Annotated in this window: 12 protein-coding genes and 1 tRNA gene; 7 read left to right on the forward strand and 6 right to left on the reverse strand. The window is 63.6% G+C overall.

Annotated elements, in window-relative coordinates; all coding sequences use genetic code 11:
- Nucleotides 1–254 precede the first annotated feature (254 nt).
- Genes V6765_RS04225 through galE form a run of 3 tightly spaced genes read left to right on the forward strand, consistent with a single transcriptional unit; the run spans nucleotide 255 to nucleotide 3503 of the window.
- A complete protein-coding gene (locus tag V6765_RS04225) occupies nucleotides 255–1412 on the forward strand; it encodes a galactokinase (protein ID WP_448426744.1) in 1158 nt (385 codons plus the stop codon).
- An 8-nt stretch (nucleotides 1413–1420) separates the two neighbouring features.
- The gene (locus tag V6765_RS04230) at nucleotides 1421–2458 is read left to right on the forward strand and encodes a UDP-glucose--hexose-1-phosphate uridylyltransferase (protein ID WP_448426746.1); all 1038 of its coding nucleotides are present in this window, start codon (nucleotides 1421–1423) and stop codon (nucleotides 2456–2458) included.
- 52 nt (nucleotides 2459–2510) lie between these two features.
- Complete coding sequence (galE, locus tag V6765_RS04235) at nucleotides 2511–3503, forward strand: UDP-glucose 4-epimerase GalE (protein ID WP_448426747.1); 993 nt, start codon at nucleotides 2511–2513, stop codon at nucleotides 3501–3503.
- 320 nt (nucleotides 3504–3823) lie between these two features.
- Here galE and V6765_RS04240 read toward each other — a convergent pair whose 3' ends face one another.
- The gene (locus tag V6765_RS04240) at nucleotides 3824–4990 is read right to left on the reverse strand and encodes a pyridoxal phosphate-dependent aminotransferase (RefSeq protein ID WP_448426748.1); all 1167 of its coding nucleotides are present in this window, start codon (nucleotides 4988–4990) and stop codon (nucleotides 3824–3826) included.
- A 185-nt stretch (nucleotides 4991–5175) separates the two neighbouring features.
- On the opposite strand from V6765_RS04240, the gene V6765_RS04245 reads away from it, so the two are divergent.
- Nucleotides 5176–8679 (forward strand): PAS-domain containing protein, encoded by a 3504-nt coding sequence (locus V6765_RS04245; protein WP_448426750.1) that lies wholly within the window; start codon nucleotides 5176–5178, stop codon nucleotides 8677–8679.
- A gap of 16 nt (nucleotides 8680–8695) precedes the next feature.
- On the opposite strand, the gene V6765_RS04250 is transcribed toward V6765_RS04245, so the two are convergent.
- Nucleotides 8696–9748 carry a DUF475 domain-containing protein gene (locus V6765_RS04250; protein ID WP_448426752.1) on the reverse strand — a complete coding sequence of 351 codons (1053 nt, stop codon included), beginning with the start codon at nucleotides 9746–9748 and terminating at the stop codon, nucleotides 8696–8698.
- A gap of 349 nt (nucleotides 9749–10097) precedes the next feature.
- Here V6765_RS04250 and V6765_RS04255 point away from each other — a divergent pair, with 349 nt between their 5' ends.
- The 3 genes from V6765_RS04255 to V6765_RS04265 all read left to right on the forward strand — a co-directional run bounded on the left by V6765_RS04255 (nucleotide 10098) and on the right by V6765_RS04265 (nucleotide 12073).
- Entirely contained in the window at nucleotides 10098–10556 is a 459-nt protein-coding gene (locus tag V6765_RS04255; protein ID WP_448426753.1) for a DUF4126 family protein, read from the forward strand.
- Complete coding sequence (locus V6765_RS04260; protein WP_448426755.1) at nucleotides 10553–11929, forward strand: FAD-containing oxidoreductase; 1377 nt, start codon at nucleotides 10553–10555, stop codon at nucleotides 11927–11929. Before V6765_RS04255 ends, V6765_RS04260 begins: the two co-directional genes overlap by 4 nt.
- 70 nt (nucleotides 11930–11999) lie before the next feature.
- Nucleotides 12000–12073 (forward strand) — tRNA-Gly (locus V6765_RS04265).
- Between the two features lie 8 nt (nucleotides 12074–12081).
- Here the strand turns inward: V6765_RS04265 and V6765_RS04270 are convergent.
- The 4 genes from V6765_RS04270 to V6765_RS04285 all read right to left on the reverse strand — a co-directional run bounded on the left by V6765_RS04270 (nucleotide 12082) and on the right by V6765_RS04285 (nucleotide 16031).
- A complete protein-coding gene (locus tag V6765_RS04270; protein WP_448426756.1) occupies nucleotides 12082–13959 on the reverse strand; it encodes a glycosyltransferase family 2 protein in 1878 nt (625 codons plus the stop codon).
- A 213-nt stretch (nucleotides 13960–14172) separates the two neighbouring features.
- A complete protein-coding gene (locus V6765_RS04275) occupies nucleotides 14173–14589 on the reverse strand; it encodes a tellurite resistance TerB family protein (RefSeq protein ID WP_448426757.1) in 417 nt (138 codons plus the stop codon).
- Between the two features lie 24 nt (nucleotides 14590–14613).
- The gene (locus V6765_RS04280) at nucleotides 14614–15288 is read right to left on the reverse strand and encodes a S24 family peptidase (RefSeq protein WP_448426759.1); all 675 of its coding nucleotides are present in this window, start codon (nucleotides 15286–15288) and stop codon (nucleotides 14614–14616) included.
- 95 nt (nucleotides 15289–15383) lie between these two features.
- Nucleotides 15384–16031: a response regulator gene (locus tag V6765_RS04285; protein ID WP_230720397.1), complete on the reverse strand. Its 648-nt coding sequence runs from the start codon at nucleotides 16029–16031 to the stop codon at nucleotides 15384–15386.
- Nucleotides 16032–16261 lie beyond the last annotated feature (230 nt).

Raw genomic sequence — 16261 nt, forward strand, 5'->3', positions numbered from 1 at the left:
AATATTTACAGCGTCTCCTTGCCAGGCGTTCTGGATCCTCGGGTCGAGCCCGAGGATGACTCTAAATGTGGGAGACGTTTGTGAGCAGACTGATCCACTCGGTCGTGCAAAGCGTCCCGGCCGCCAGAATGCAACCACCGGGAAGTTGCCTGCACATCGCCGCAAACGGCTCTGATCTCCGCGAACGCACCGCATCTTGACGCGGCCGGGTTTTCTACCCCAAATGCACGCGGCATGAATTGGGAGGATTTGGAATGCCTGCGGTTGACTTGCTGCGCGCGCGGTTTCTTGAATATTTTGATGGCGAGCCGCAGTTCTTTCGCGCGCCGGGGCGAGTCAATCTGATCGGCGAGCATACCGATTACAATGACGGCTTCGTGATGCCGGCGGCGCTTGAATACGAGGCGCAGGCCGCGGCGGCTGCCCGGCCCGACCGGGTGATCCGCATTCATTCCCTCAACAATGGCAAGACCGCCGAAATCGAACTCGACGGCGCGAAACCCGAACCGCGCGGCGACTGGACGGATTATGCCTTTGGCGTCGCGGTCATGCTGGAAGCGGCGGGGGTGAGGCTCCCGGGCGCCGATATCGTGGTTTCCTCCTCGGTGCCGGTCGGCGCGGGGCTCTCGTCCTCAGCGGCGCTCGAAGTGGTGGTGGGCTATGCCCTGCTTTCGCTTTCTGGTCGCGAGGTCGACACCGTCGAGCTTGCGAAGATTTGCCAGAAGGCGGAAAACGAGTTCGTCGGCATGCGCTGCGGCATCATGGATCAGTTCATCTCCTGCAATGGCGTGGTCGATCACGCGCTGATGATCGATTGCCGCTCGCTTGCGAGCCGGCCCGTTCCGATCGATCCGAGGGCGCGGATCGTGGTCGCCAATTCCATGGTTCACCACGCGCTGGCCGACGGCGAGTACAACAAGCGCCGCCAGTCCTGCGAGGAGGGGGTAAGGCTGCTCCGTCCGGCGCTCGGCGAAATCCGGGCGCTGAGGGACGTCAGTTTCGAGGATCTCGAGGAGAACCGCGATTTCCTGCCGGACCTCACCTATCGCCGCTGCCGCCATATCGTCACCGAGAACGAACGCGTTCTGCAGGCGGCCGATGCCTTGCAGAATGCCGATCTCGACACCTTCGGACGGCTGATGAACGCCTCGCATGTTTCGATGCGCGACGATTACGAAATCTCCTGCGCGGAGGTCGATAGCCTCGTCGATATCGCCCAGGCGCAGAAGGGCGTCTATGGCGCGCGCATGACCGGCGGCGGCTTCGGCGGCTCGGTGGTGGCGCTGGTGGAAAGCGGCGCGGTGGAAAGCTTCATCGCCAATGTCCGCGCCGCCTATGAGAATGCCACCGGGCACAAATCGGAAATCTTTGCCTGTGCGCCGAAAAATGGCGTCGGGCCCCTTACGGATTGAGCGTAGACATGAGCACATTCACCGATCATCCGCATCGTCGCTACAATCCGCTTGCCGGCGAGTGGGTGCTGGTATCGCCGCATCGGTCCAAACGTCCCTGGCAGGGGCAGGTGGAGGACGCGGAGGTGCCGGATATGCCGGCGCATGATCCGGACTGCTATCTCTGCGCCGGCAATACCCGCGTCAACGGCGCGAAAAACCCCGACTACAAGCACACCTTCGTGTTCGACAACGATTTCGCCGCGCTGACCGAAGATGCGCCGGACGAGAGCTTTCGCGACGGGTTACTGATGGCGGAGGGCGAGAGCGGCATCTGCCGGGTGATCTGCTTTTCGCCCCGCCACGACCTGACGCTTGCCCGCATGGCCGTTGATGATATCGCACGGGTCGTCGATGCCTGGGTCGAGCAGTATGTCGAGCTCGGCGCGCGGCCGGATATCGGTCACGTTCAGATCTTCGAGAACCGGGGCGCGATGATGGGCTGTTCCAACCCCCACCCGCACGGCCAGATTTGGGCAAGCCGCAATCTGCCGAATGCCGCCGAGAAAGAGACCGAAACCCAGCGCGCCTATTACGATCAGCACGGCACGCCGCTGCTGATGGCCTATCTCGCGCAGGAACTGGCGCTCGGCGAGCGTATCCTTTTCGAAAATGACGGCTTCGTCGTGCTGGTGCCCTATTGGGCGGTCTGGCCGTTCGAGACCATGGTGCTGCCGAAGCGCCATATCCGCTCGATGGAGGAGATGGAGGCGGACGAGCGGGTGCAGCTTGCCGAGGCGCTGTCCAAGGTCACGATCCGCTACGACAATCTGTTTGCCACCTCGTTTCCCTATTCTATGGGCTTTCACCAGCGACCGACCGATGGTGAGGCCCATGACGAATGGGTGATGCACGCCCATTTCTATCCGCCGCTGTTGCGTTCGGCGACGGTGAAGAAGTTCATGGTCGGGTTTGAGCTGTTGGGCACGCCGCAGCGCGACCTGACCCCGGAACAGGCGGCCGACCGCTTGCGCGGCCTGTCCGATATCCACTATCTCGCCGGCTGAGCCGTGCCATGAAGCAAACTGCCGGAGCGTCGGCGGGCAAGGGAGAACAAAAATGACCATTCTCGTTACCGGCGGCGCCGGTTATGTCGGATCCCACATGGCCTATGCGCTGGTCGATCGCGGCGAGAAGGTGGTGGTGCTGGACGATTTGTCCACCGGCCACGGCGAACTGGTGCCGGAGGCGGCGAAGCTCGTCAAGGGCGATATCGCCGACCGGAAACTTGTAAGCAAGCTGATCGCCGATGAGGGCATCAACGCGATCGCTCATTTCGCCGGCTCGATCGTGGTGTCAGATTCGGTCGCCGACCCGCTGACCTATTACGAAAACAATACCGTCAAATCCCGTGCTCTGATCGAAACGGCGGTCGCCGCCAAGGTCGAGGCCTTCCTGTTCTCCTCCACCGCCGCCGTCTACGGCGAGCCAGGCGCGGACCTGCTGGACGAGGAGCAGAACCTGCAGCCGGTCTCGCCCTATGGCTGGTCGAAGCTGATGACCGAGGTGATGCTGCGCGATAGCGCCGCCGCCTACGGCCTCAAATATGCGGCACTGCGCTATTTCAACGTCGCCGGCGCCGATCCTGAGGGCCGCACCGGGGAGACCCGCGAACACGCCACCCATCTGATCGAGATCGCCGCCCAGGCGGCAACCGGCCGGCGCAACCGCATGGAGGTGTTCGGCACGGATTACCCAACGCCGGACGGCACGTGCCTGCGTGATTACATCCACGTCACCGACCTGATCGACGCCCATGTGAAGGCGCTGATGCACCTGCTGAACGGCGGCGAGAACTTCGTCGCCAATTGCGGCTACGGCCACGGCTTCTCGGTGTTGCAGGTGGTCGACGCGATTAAGCGCGTCTCCGGCGTCGATTTCCGCGTGGACATGTCCGACCGCCGCCCCGGCGACCCGCCGGCGCTGGTCGCCGATTCAGCCCGCGTGCGCGAAATCCTCGGCTGGGAACCGCAATATGACGACCTCGACACGATCGTGAAACACGCGCTGGCGTGGGAGGATCAACTGGTGAAGGGGCGGGTGAAACTGTAGGGGGAGGTCCCCCTGTTTTTCGTTCTCGCGTGTAAAGCGACAGCCTCGGACCTCGCCGCATAGCCCCCCAATATTCTCTCCCGCTAGCGGGAGAGATGCCCCGACAGGGGCAGTGAGGGTGGTACAGCGTTTCAAATCGCGAGGGCGTTCGATGAGGCTCGGTAGGGATCTCGCACGCGGCTTACCGACACCTCCACCCTCTCAGGCGTCACCCTCGGGCTTGACCCGAGGGTCCAGGCAAAGTTCTCCGTGCGGCCTGGATGCTCGGGTCAAGCCCGAGCATGACCCGTAATAAATGGCATGCGCTTTCAAAAGCCCCCTCAAAGCCGCGTGATATAATCCGCAAGCCGGTCGGCTGCCTCGGCCAACTGCCCGCCATTGCGCAGGAAGCAGGCGCGCAGGAACGGGTCGCTTGCGTCGCCGAAGGCGGAGCCCGGGGCGAGGCCGACGCCGGTTTTGTCGACGATATCGAGCGCGGCCTTGCGGCTGTCGGTGATGCCGTCGATCTTCAGATAGGCATAGATCGCGCCGGCGGGCTTCAGGGTCTCGACCCGATTGGTCGCAAGCAGGCGGTCGCAGAAGATGTCGCGGCCGGCCGTTGCCCGCGCGATGTTCTCGGCGACGAAATCATCCCCCTCGCTCACCGCCGCAACGGCGCCGCGCTGCATGAACTGGGCGACGCCCGAGGTCGTATACTGCACGAGGTTCTCGATCGCATCGCCGAGTTCGGGCGGTGCCACCACCCAACCGACGCGCCAGCCGGTCATCGACCAGTTCTTGGAGAAGGAATTGGCGAACACCACCCGGTCGCCCTCTTCGATGATGTCGAGGAAGGAAGGAGCCCGGCCGCCGGCATAGTGATAGAGCGCGTAGATCTCGTCGGCCAGGATCCAGATGCCGTGGCGGCGCGACAGGTCGAGAAGCGCCTTGAGGTCGTCGAGGCTTGCCGTCCACCCGGTGGGATTGGCGGGCGTGTTGACGAAGATCATCGTGGTCTTCGGCGTGATCGCTCGCTCCACCTCTTCGATATCGAGCGACCACCGGCCATCGGCAAAGGTCAGCGGCACGCCGACCTTGCGGGCGCCGGAAACGCCGAGTGCTGCCGCGATATTGGGCCAGCACGGCGTGAAATAGATCGCCTCGTCGCCGACATCCGTTAGCGCCTCGACCATCAGCTTGATCGCGTGCATCCCCGAGCCGGTGACATAGATATGCTCCGGCGAGAGCCGGGCCTTGAAATGGCGGGCGTAATAATCGGCGATTGCGCTTCGAAGTTCGGGAATGCCGCGCTGATAGGTGTAGAAGGTCTCGCCATTGTCGAGCGCGGTTTTAGTGGCGTCGCTGATGAAGGCGGGCGTGGGCAGGTCGCCTTCGCCGGCCCACAGCGGCAGCAGGTTGTCGCGGCCGCGGGCATGATTGATGATCTCGACGATGCCGCTTTCCGGGGCTTCGTGGGCGCGGCGGCTGAGGTTTTCGGTAAGGCGCATGCGGGGTCTCCTGTCGCACCAGTCTTAAAATGGCGCAGGTGGGAAATGCCATGAATTTTACGCTTTGATCAATTGATTCTTTTGATGGGTGTGCTGCGACAGTCGCATTTGAAAATCTCGGGCCTTGGCATATCGTGAGGGCCTGCGGCCGGGAGTGCCGCATCGAGAAACGGGAGAATGCGCGGATGTTGCCCGGCTGGCTGATATTGTTGTCGGCGCTGCTTTACATCCTGCTGCTGTTTGCCGTCGCCAGTTTCGGCGATCGGCAGGCCAAGCGGCAGATGCGGCCGCGCGACGGGCGCAATATGGTCTATGCGCTCTCGCTCGCGGTCTACTGCACCTCCTGGACCTATTTCGGCGGCGTCGGTTTGGCGTCAACGCGCGGGCTGGAATTTCTCGGAATCTATATCGGTCCCATTCTGGTGTTCACCGTTGGCATGCCGGTGGTGCGGCGGATCGTGGCGCTGGCGAAGGCCGAGAAGTTGACCTCAGTCGCCGATTTCCTGGCCGCCCGCTACGGCAAGAACCCGATCGTCGCCGCCCTCGTGGCGATCATTTCGCTTGCCGCCGCCATTCCCTATATCGCGCTGCAATTGAAGGCTGTCTCGGATTCCGTCTCGGTCATGGTCGGCGGCGAAACCGGGTTTCTCTCGGCGGGCGCTGCCTATGGCGTCGGCCTGCCGCTCGCCGTCACGCTGGCGCTGGCAAGCTTCGCCATCGTGTTCGGCACCCGCCACACCGATGCCACGGAGCATCAGGACGGGTTGATCCTGGCGATCGCGATGGAATCCGTGATCAAGCTGGTGGCCTTCGCCTCGGTGGGCCTGTTCGCGCTGTTCGTGCTGTTCGATGGACCCGCCGATCTTCTGACCCAGGCGCGCGAAAACGCGGTGACGGCTGCCGCGCTCAGCTATGAGACGCCGATCAGCCGCTGGATCTTGCTGACCGGACTTTCGGCCTGCGCCATCCTGCTTCTACCGCGCCAGTTTCATGTGACCGTCGTCGAAAACCGCTCGGAAGGCGAGCTGAACCTCGCCCGCTTCCTGTTTCCGCTCTATCTGATTGCGATCAACCTGCTGGTGTTGCCGGTCGCGATCGGCGGGGCAATGACGCTTGGCCCCGGCGCCGACCCCGATCTCTACGTGCTGCAACTGCCTATCGCCGCCGGTCAGCGGCTGATCTCGCTGATCGCGTTCCTGGGCGGCTTCTCGGCCGCCACCGCCATGGTCATCGTTGCCTCCGTGGCGCTGGCGATCATGCTGTCGAACGATATCGTCAACCCGATCTTCCTCAGACGTCGGATGATGTCGGGCGAGGGCCGGCGGCATGATTTCTACGCGCTGCTGCTCAATGTCCGCCGCGCCTCGATCCTCGGCGTCATGCTGCTTGGCTATGCCTATTATCGCCATATCGACAGTGATCGCGGCCTGTTTTCGATCGGGCTTCTGGCATTCGCGGCGATCGCCCAGGTGGCGCCAGCGCTGTTCATCGGGCTGGTCTGGCGCAACGCCAATGCCCGCGGCGCGATCGTTGGCCTGTCGCTCGGCTTCGTCACCTGGGTCTATCTGCTGTTCGTGCCGAGCCTCGGCGGGCCGGATCAATCCGCCGTCGCCGGCATGGTGATGAATTTCCTGATCCCCGGCACCCACCTCTTTACCGGGCCGGATGCCGATATCCTGCTCAACGTCACCTGCCTGTCGCTGCTGGTCAATATCGCGGGTTTGGTGATCGGCTCGCTCAGCCGCCCGGCGCGGCCGCTGGAGCGCATCCAGTCCGGCATTTTCGTCAAGCGTCAGGCGCGCTGGCAGTCGACCGCGCGCGGCATTGGCACCGGCGTCTCCGTCGGCGTGCTGCGTGAAACGCTGAAGGGCTATCTAGGCGCGGAAAGAACGGCGCGATCCTTTGCCACGTTCGAACGCAATGCCGGGCGCAGGATGGCCGATGACGAGCAGGCCGATATGGCGCTCATCCATTTCTCCGAGCAATTGCTGGGCACCGCCATCGGCTCGTCGTCCGCGCGGCTGGTGCTGTCGCTGGTGCTGCAGCGCGCGGAGGCCGCCTCGGGTGACGCCGCCTTCCTGCTCGATCAGGCGAGCGAGGCGCTGCAGTATAATCAGGGCCTGCTGCAGACCGCGTTGTCGCAGATGGATGAGGGGATCGCCGTCTTCGACGCCGCCAACCGGCTCACCGTCTGGAACAAGCGGTTCCGCGCGCTTCTCGACCTGCCTGAGGAAGTGGGGCAGGTCGGCTATCCGCTGATCAACATCATCGGACGACTGTCCTCGCGCGGCGATCTGACCGGCGACGAGGCGAAAGAGGCCTTGCGCAAGCTGCGCGCCCACGAAACCGCTTTTCCGCTGGTGCTGGAAAGCGGCAAACGGATCATCGAGGTGCAGTCGCGCGCCATGCCGGATGCCGGCATGGTGGTCACGTTCACCGACATCACCCGCCGCGTTGAGGCGGATCTGGCGCTCAAACAGGCCAACGAAACGCTGGAGCAGCGCGTTGCGGCCCGCACCGCCGAGCTTACCGAGGTCAACAAGGCGCTGCGGCTGGCGCGGGCGGCGGCCGACGAGGCCAATATCGGCAAGACCCGGTTCTTCTCCGCCGCCGGCCACGACATTCTCCAGCCGCTCAACGCCGCCCGCCTCTATGCCACCGCGCTCGGCGAACGGCTGCCGGCCGAAAGCGAGGTGCGCGGCTTTTCCGACAAGATTGATTCCGCCTTGCAATCGGTCGAGGACATCCTCGGCGCGGTGCTGGACATCTCGCGGCTCGATGCCGGCGCGATGAAGCCGCATTTTACCACCGTCAATCTCGGCGATACGCTGAAGCGGGTCGAAACCGATTTCAGGCCCCTTGCCGATGAGAAGGGGCTAGAACTGGTTGTGGTGCCGTCCTCGCTGAAGGCGCGCTCCGATGCGCAGGCGCTCCGACGTCTGGTGCAGAACCTGGTGTCCAACGCGATCAAGTACACGATCAGCGGCAAGGTTCTTGTCGGCGTCAGGCGCCGGGGCGATCATGCGGTGATCGAGGTGCATGACACCGGCATCGGTATTCCCGCCGAAAAGGCCGAAAGCGTGTTCAAGGAATTCACGCGGCTGGACGAGGGCGCGCGGGCGGCGCAGGGGCTGGGGCTCGGCCTGTCGATCGTCGACCGGCTAGCGCGCATGCTCGAACATCCGGTGACGATGGCGTCGGCGCCGGGCGAGGGGACGGTATTCCGCCTCTCAGTTCCGCTGGCCGAGGCCGGCGTCGAAAGCGGCCAGCCCGCGGCCAAACCGGCCGGCAAGCTGCCCGGCCACGCGATCGCCGGGCTCAAGGTGCTGTGCATCGACAATGAGGAGGCGATCCTGGAGGGCATGCGGGTGCTGCTCGGCGGCTGGGGCGCCGACGTTCATGTGGCGAGAGGCCAGCGGGAAGCCCGCGCGCTCGATATCGTTCCCGATGTGATCATTGCCGACTATCATCTCGACAATGGCGCAAGCGGCGTCGATGCAGTGACGATCCTGCGCGAGCACTACCAGCGCCATATCCCGGCGCTGCTGATCACCGCCGACCGCACCCAGGAGGTGCGCGATCTTGCCGAGGAAGAGGACATCGCCGTTCAGCACAAGCCGCTCAAGCCTGCGCTGGTGCGCGCCTTCCTCAACCAGATCGCGATCTTCCACAAGGCCGCCGCCGAATAGCCCGGCGGTCCGGCCGTCAAAGCGTCTCGGCGAGTTCCTGCAGCTTGCGCCACCGGATCGATGACCACAGCGAAAGCGCGATCAGGCCCGCGCCCACAAGCCCGGTGATCGCCTCGGGAATGTGCAGCAGCGTCTGGGCATACATGATCACCGCCAGCACCAGAATGGCGTAGAACGCGCCATGCTCCAGGAAGCGGAAATGCGACAGCGTCTGGCGGTCGACCAGCATGATGGTGAGCGAGCGCACATACATCGCGCCGATGCCGAGCCCGATCGCGATCACCAGCAGGTTCTTGGTCAGCGCGAAGGCGCCGATAACGCCGTCGAAGGAGAAGCTGGCATCGAGCACTTCGAGATAGATGAAGGCGCCGAGGCCGCCCTGGGCCGCCGCCTTTGCGGTCTGCGTCTGGGTCGCGTCGATCAGGCCGCTGAAGACCTCGATCGCGAGATAGGTCAAAAGGCCATAGATCGCGGCGTAGAAGAATTCCTGCGCCCGTGCATCCTCCACCAGCGTGGAGAAGATGAGGACCAGCACCAGCGCAATCCCGGTTTCGATGCCCTTGACCGCGGCGAGCCTCGCCATCGGCTTTTCGAGCGGCGCGAACCAGTGCACGTCCTTTTCGTGGTCGAAGAAGTAGGACAGCCCGACCATCAGCAGAAAGGTGCCGCCGAAGGCCGCGATCGACAGGTGGGCATCATGCATGATCGCGGCATAGGCCTTCGGCTCGGCAAAGGCGAGATGAATGGCGGCAAGCGGCCCGATCTTGGCGGCAAGCACCACGATCACGAGTGGAAACACCAGCCGCATGCCGAACACGGCGATGAGGATGCCCCAGGTGAGGAAGCGCCGCTGCCAGACATGGCTCATGGTCTTGAGCTTGTTGGCGTTGACGACGGCATTGTCGAAGGACAGCGAGATTTCCAGTACCGCCAGCACGGCGGTGATGAACAGGAAGGCGAGCGCGCCGCTCATGCCGAAGCTGAAATAGCCGTAAAGCGTGCTTGCCGCGAGCCCGGCTATGGTGACGATGAATGCCCATTTGAAATAGGAAATCGTGGAGGCTCTCATGGGCGGGCCTCCCCGATCGGGCGGAAGACCGTGTTCCGGTCGAGGGCAAAGGGGAAAGCGCGCATGCGAAACTCTCGCACGCGCGGCCAAAACGTCGCAATGTGAAGCATGGTAACCATGTCCGCCGGCTAATTTGCGGGCGGTACCGACATCACGAGAGCGCCGTCAAACTCTCGCCAGAGGGGCCCGGCACCGGGTTCGTCGCGGCTCCTCCAGGATGCGCCGGACTGCACCAGACTTAGCCGCAAAATCGCTGACGTCAAGTGCCGCGTTGCCCTCGCTTTTCACATTGCGGCCCGACCGCGCCGTGATAGATTGACAAATCACAACCGGGTTGGGAGTTGGCGGCATGCTTTATCTTCTGGCGTTGTTCATCGGTATTGTTGCGGGACTAAGGGCGATGACGGCGCCGGCTGCTATCAGCTGGGCCGCCTGGCTGGGCATCCTTGATCTTTCGGGTTCATGGCTCTCCTTTCTGGCCTCTCCCTGGGCCGTCGGCATATTGAGCGTGCTGGCGCTCGTCGAACTCGTCACCGACCAGCTTCCCTCCACGCCAAGCCGCAAAGTGCCGCCGCAATTCGGCGCGCGCATCGTCATGGGCGCGGTCTGCGGCGCGGCAATCGGATCGGTCTCGGGCGTCTGGATCGCGGGTCTCGTGCTCGGCATTGCCGGCGCGGTGGTCGGCACGCTTGGCGGCGCCGCCGTGCGGCAGCGGCTTGCGGCCCGGTTCGGCCGCGATCTACCGGCTGCCCTCATCGAGGACGCGGTTGCCATCCTTGCCGCATTGGGTATCGTGTGGAGCCTATGAGGACATTCGATGCGATCATTATCGGAGCAGGGCAGGCGGGGCCGCCGCTTGCCGCGCGTTTTGCCGCCGAGGGTCAAAAGGTCGTGCTGATCGAGCGTCATCAGGTCGGGGGCACCTGCGTCAACACCGGCTGCACGCCGACCAAGACGATGGTTGCCAGCGCTCGCGCTGCCCATGTGGCGCGGAGGGCTGCCGATTTCGGCGTGGATATCGCCGGCGGCATCAGCGTCGACATGAAGCGGGTCCAGGCGCGCACGGCCGAGATTGCCGGGGCATCGCGCTCCGGCCTTGAGAGCTGGCTTTCCGGTCTCGACAATGTCACGCTGTTGCGCGGCCATGCCCGGTTCACAGGTCCCGATCGTGTTGCGCTCGGCGACGCGGTGCTGACCGCACCGAAGATTTTCATCAATGTCGGCGGCCGGGCCGCGATACCGGATATCGAGGGGCTTTCCGATGTCCCCTATCTCACCAATAGCGATATGGTCGGCTTCGACCGTCTGCCGGAGCATCTTCTGGTGCTCGGCGGCAGTTATATCGGCCTGGAATTCGCCCAGATGTTCGCCCGGTTCGGCTCGAAGGTGACGGTGGTGGAGCGCAGCGCGCATCTGATCGGCCGCGAGGATCCGGAAGTCAGCGACGCCGTACGCGGCTTTCTTGAGGATGAAGGCGTCACGGTGATGACCGGCGCGGAGTGTATCCGCGTCGAGCGGCGCGGCGACGGCATCGTCATGCATGCCGATTGCGACGGCGAGACCCGGACGGCCGCAGGATCGGACCTGCTGGTGGCGCTCGGCCGCAAGCCCAATACCGACGATCTCGGTCTCGACGAGGCGGGCGTCGCCACCGACGAGCGCGGCTTTGTGACCGTCGGTCCCGGTCTTGAGACCAGCCAGCCCGGCATTTTCGCGCTCGGCGATTGTAATGGCCGCGGCGCCTTCACCCACACGTCCTATAATGACTACGAGATCGTCGCCGCCAATCTTTTCGATGGCGAAAGGCGCTCGGTCGATGACCGGATCCCGGGCTATGCGCTTTACACCGATCCGCCGCTCGGCCGCGCCGGGATGAGCGAGACGGAAGCGAAGAAGGCCGGCTATAACGTCGCCGTCAGCAGCCGGCCGATGACCAACGTCTCCCGCGCGAAGGAAAAGGGCGAGACGGCGGGGCTGATGAAGCTCGTCGCCGATGCCGATAGCGGCAAGCTTCTCGGCGGCGCCATTCTCGGCCCCGGCGGGGATGAGGCGATCCACGCCGTCCTGAACCTGATCAATATGGGTGCCACGGCCAAAGACCTGCAATGGGCGGTGCCCATCCATCCGACGGTTTCGGAGCTATTGCCCACGCTTGCGGGCGGGGTCGCGCCAGCGCGCTGAACCTCGTTTTTAGCGCTTGCCGCCGATGCGCAGGCAGTGGTATGGAACGGCTTCCGACGCGGTCGGACGGGCGGGTATGATGTAATGGTAGCCTGTCAGCTTCCCAAGCTGAACGCGCGGGTTCGATTCCCGCTACCCGCTCCAGGGTCTCTTCACGTTTCCGCTGGCTTGTGCTCGGTTTTGCGCCACAGATAGGGCGCGTGGTAGAGTTCCACGAATGCCTTCCAGGCCGAAAACGACAGCATCAGCCAGTAGAGCGGCAGCCAAAGGACGCTTGCGCGCATGCTGAGCATTTCTCCCTTGCGCATTTTCGACACGCCCAGCCGCAGGAATATCCAGTAGCTGGCGATAATGTTGATCAGGTCTATGCCGGTCAGGATCTGCTGCAGCGGCCCCGGATTGGGGGTCGGTTGCAGCAGCAGCCATCCCGTCGTCAGCACCGACAGGAACAGCAGCGGGTGCAGCAGCGATGACAGGATCATCCCGCCCGTATTGGCCAGGAAAACGGCAAAGCCGAGCAGGCCGAGTTCGTCGCGCAGCCGTCCGGGCTCCCTCAGCGCCACCAGCGCCGTCTGCAGCCAGCCCTTGAGCCAGCGCGATCGCTGGGCAATCCAGGGCCGGATCGCCGTGGGCGCGTCCTCCAGCGTTTCTGCGGTGATCGCCCCGCAATAATAGCCGAGCCGGTGCATCCGAAGGCCGAGATCGGCGTCCTCCGCGACATTGTAGGGATCCCAGCCGCGGCAGGCCCGCAGCGCCTGAATGCGAAAATGGTTGGAGGTGCCGCCGAGCGGTATCGGAAACCGGTGAAGAGCGAGAAACGGCAGGATGCCGCGGAAAAGACCGGCATATTCGCAGGCGTAAAGCCCCGTGATCCAGTTTCTTCCGACATTGGAGATCGTCAGCGGCGCCTGAAGGCAGGCAAGCTCACGCGGCGATTGCCGGAAGGTGTTCCAGGCTTCGCGCAGCTGGTCGGAATGCGGCCGGTCTTCGGCATCATAGATCACCACGAACCTGCCCCTGGCGCCGCAGAGCGCGTAGTTGAGCGCATTCGGTTTGGTCCGGGGGCCGCCGGCGGGCACGACCACCAGCTCGAATTGCGCCGGTAGACGTGCCCGCGCGATGGCTTTGATGGTTTCCGCGTCATCCGCCTCGCAGACCAGCTTGATATCGAGCTTGGAGGTCGGCCAGTTGATGCGTTGCATACTCTCCGACAATTGCCCGATCATCCCGGCCTCGCGGTAGAGCGGGATCAGGATTGTATAGACCGGCAGGTCCGGCGGTTCGCTTTCAGGATTAAGGGTGCGCTGGCGGGGCCTTGCCCGCGTGGCGGCAATGCGGACGAGCAGGGCGAACAGATAGAGCGTCGTGAACGCGATATGGGCAAGCAGCAGGGTCTCTGCGGGAAAGAACAGCAGACCGGCGACCAGCGTCGCCGCGCCGCCGCCGAGCAGGAAACCCTGTTTGCCCCAGAACACGATCCGCGCGGAAAAGCGCGGCTCCCAGACCATGAGGTCGTTGACGGCGTTGGTGAGCCGCCGGCCTTCGCCGGTCTTCCACACCGCCGCGCGCACGGCTTCCGGCGTTGTGATGATGACGCAGCGCCTGATTTCGGGCCGCGACGCCAGACGGAGATGGAGGTCGGCAAGATCGCCGGCGGTGGGCACCACGGCGAAGCGGCGCTCGGCCTCTCCGCTGTCGAGCCTGAGGCCGCGCGGATCGGCCAGGAGGCGGTCGATCCCGGGGCGGTCCGTGACACAATCCGGATCGATGCGGCTTTCAAACGGCAGCACGAGATAGCGGGCGAGCCTCCTGTAATAGTCGCCCGAAGCGACCGCGCCGCTGAAAAGAAGCTCCTTTTCGATCGTGGTGTTGTTGGCGAGCGCGGCCTTGATCCCATCCTCGATGACGGTTTCGTCAAAGCCGAGGCGACGCAACATCTGGCGCTCCTTCCAGATCGCTTTCGGGAGCGAACGCAGGGCAGCAGAGGCGCGATCCGGCGTGCGGATAACGGCCTGCCTGAACACGGACATGATACCCCTCTTTACCGCGCGCCCTTTTTATTTTTTTCTTACTAGTAAAGACTCAAGGTAACGGAAAAGACAAGCTGGAAATTTTGCTTTGTCATCCCGTCGGAATGCGTCTTTCATCCATGTGTCCGACGCTTTTCAAGAGTATAGGTCCACGAAATACTTTAGGTATATCTAATCAAGCGAAGTTGATAATTAAAACCGGCGAAAGCCGCCTCAAACAGTGCGGTAGCGGGCGATCGCGCCGCGTTCGATGGCGGCGCAGGTCAGCTTGTCGAGGTGCAGCCTGTCACGCAGAAGCTGCAGCAGGCGGATTTCCTCGGCGCGGATAACCTGATCGACCGACATGATCTCGACGGCCAGCGCATAGGCCGTGTCGTAGAGCCGCTTGGGCAGCGTGTCGCGGATGATCTCCAGCGCGATATCCATGCCCTCCGGCCCGGAAACGATCCCGGCGCAGTCATGGGCGATGCGGGTGAGGTCGTTTTCATCGAACCCTTCGAACACCGGCAGCGAGCGGGTGATATGTCCGATCCGCGCCATTTCCGTGTCGCTCATCGCGCTGTCGACGGCGGATGCCATCACCATCACATAGATCAGCGCGTCATAATGGGTAAGCTCGGATCGGGACATGAGGTCTCTCTCGGTCTTGGAAAATTACTGGCTGGCCCAAAGAATGCGGGCGATCCATTCTATGTCTGAAAGGTCGAAGACGATATTGGCGTGGGCCGGGTTGATCGACATCAGTTCGATCTGGCGGGCGGTGCGGCGCACCAGAACCTTGGCCAGAACCTCGCCCTCGCGGGTGCGCACCACCACGCGGTCGCCCTTGCGGGTTTCGGCATTGGCCTCGACGATCAGTACATCGCCGTCGCGGTAGAGCGGCATCATGCTGTCGCCCTGCACCTCAAGGGCGTAGATCCCCTGGGCGCTGCGGGAGGGAACCGGAAAGTCGACCTCGTCCCAGCCCTGGCCGACCGGATATCCGCCATCATCGAAGAAACCGCCTGCGCCGGCGCGCGCCAGGCCGAGAAGCGGTATTGTCGAAGGCTGCGGCGGGAAGCTGCCGATCGGTCCCGGCACGCCGCCGGCAGCCGCCGGGCTGTCGTTGACGAACTCCGTCATCGATGTGTTGGTTGCGGCAAGAATCTTGGCGAAGGATTCCATTGACGGCCAGCGTTCCCGGCCGTCCGGCGCGCGTCGCTTCGACTTGTTGAAGGTGGTCGGATCGAGCCCGGCCTTGCGCGCGAGGCCCGACGGGGTCAGCTTGTGGCGCGCGGCAAGCCGGTCGATCGCGCTCCAGATCTCGCTATGGGTGAGCTTTTCAAACATCGCCGTCGGGTCGGTTGATATCCACTTAACCTATAGCTTAACGGATATCGCAGCGTAAAGCCGGACAGGAATAAAATCCTGTCTTTTACATGTCATCACGCAACCATCGCCATATTGACCTTGCCGAGCTGGATGACGGCCTGGGTCCGGCTGTCGACGTTGAGCTTCAGCAGGATCGCCGAGACATGCGCCTTGACGGTTGCCTCCGAGACGCCGAGCTCATAGGCGATCTGCTTGTTCAACAGCCCCTCGCACAGCATTCTGAGCACCCGCGACTGCTGGGGCGTCAGCGTCTGCAACCGCTGCAGCATGTCGGCGATATCGGGATCGCTTTCCTCGCCGCCGCCATAGTTTTCCGGGGTGTAGACCTCGCCTGCAAGCACCTTGCGGATGCCGTTGCGCAATTCGTCGATCCCGACCGACTTCGAGATGAAGCCGGAGGCCCCGAGCGCGAGCGAGCGGCGAATGGTGTCGTCATCATCGCTGCCGGAGATCACCACGATCGGAAGGCTGGAAAACTCGGAGCGCAGCGTGATCAGGCCGGAGAGGCCGCTCACCCCCGGCATGGCGAGATCGAGCAGAAGCAGTTCGGCTTCCGGGTTGTCGCGCGCGGCCTGCTGGGCGCTTTCGAAATCGCCCGCCTCGACCACCGCATAGGGCGTCGCCATGCCGCCGATCGCCTGTTTCAGCGCGCTGCGGAAAAGCGGGTGATCGTCCGCGATCAGAATGGTTTGTCCGGTCATTCCTGGCCTCCTCCCAAAGGCAGTTTCACAACCCTTAACATTCGACCTCGCGCTGCTGCAACTGTTTGACGGCACAACAATGGCGGTCCTGCTATTTATGATCGCCGCCACGCCGCATTAGCAACCCAAAAAAGCGCATAATGCCGTCAAATACGCGATTTCCCCTTGCTTTCGGCCCGTGAAGCCGCGTGGCGATGGACATTTGCGCCACTCTTTGCCAAACCCGGTGC

The organism is Martelella sp. FOR1707 (assembly GCF_053484265.1).

Bases quoted from the DNA above. Each gene is read 5' to 3' on its own strand.
- V6765_RS04225 (WP_448426744.1), top strand. From the start codon at position 255: ATGCCTGCGGTTGACTTGCTGCGCGCGCGGTTTCTTGAATATTTTGAT.
- V6765_RS04285 (WP_230720397.1), bottom strand. From the start codon at position 16,031: ATGACCGGACAAACCATTCTGATCGCGGACGATCACCCGCTTTTCCGC.
- V6765_RS04255 (WP_448426753.1), top strand. From the start codon at position 10,098: ATGCTTTATCTTCTGGCGTTGTTCATCGGTATTGTTGCGGGACTAAGG.
- V6765_RS04270 (WP_448426756.1), bottom strand. From the start codon at position 13,959: ATGTCCGTGTTCAGGCAGGCCGTTATCCGCACGCCGGATCGCGCCTCT.
- V6765_RS04250 (WP_448426752.1), bottom strand. From the start codon at position 9,748: ATGAGAGCCTCCACGATTTCCTATTTCAAATGGGCATTCATCGTCACC.
- V6765_RS04275 (WP_448426757.1), bottom strand. From the start codon at position 14,589: ATGTCCCGATCCGAGCTTACCCATTATGACGCGCTGATCTATGTGATG.
- galE (WP_448426747.1), top strand. From the start codon at position 2,511: ATGACCATTCTCGTTACCGGCGGCGCCGGTTATGTCGGATCCCACATG.
- V6765_RS04260 (WP_448426755.1), top strand. From the start codon at position 10,553: ATGAGGACATTCGATGCGATCATTATCGGAGCAGGGCAGGCGGGGCCG.
- V6765_RS04230 (WP_448426746.1), top strand. From the start codon at position 1,421: ATGAGCACATTCACCGATCATCCGCATCGTCGCTACAATCCGCTTGCC.
- V6765_RS04280 (WP_448426759.1), bottom strand. From the start codon at position 15,288: ATGTTTGAAAAGCTCACCCATAGCGAGATCTGGAGCGCGATCGACCGG.
- V6765_RS04240 (WP_448426748.1), bottom strand. From the start codon at position 4,990: ATGCGCCTTACCGAAAACCTCAGCCGCCGCGCCCACGAAGCCCCGGAA.
- V6765_RS04245 (WP_448426750.1), top strand. From the start codon at position 5,176: ATGTTGCCCGGCTGGCTGATATTGTTGTCGGCGCTGCTTTACATCCTG.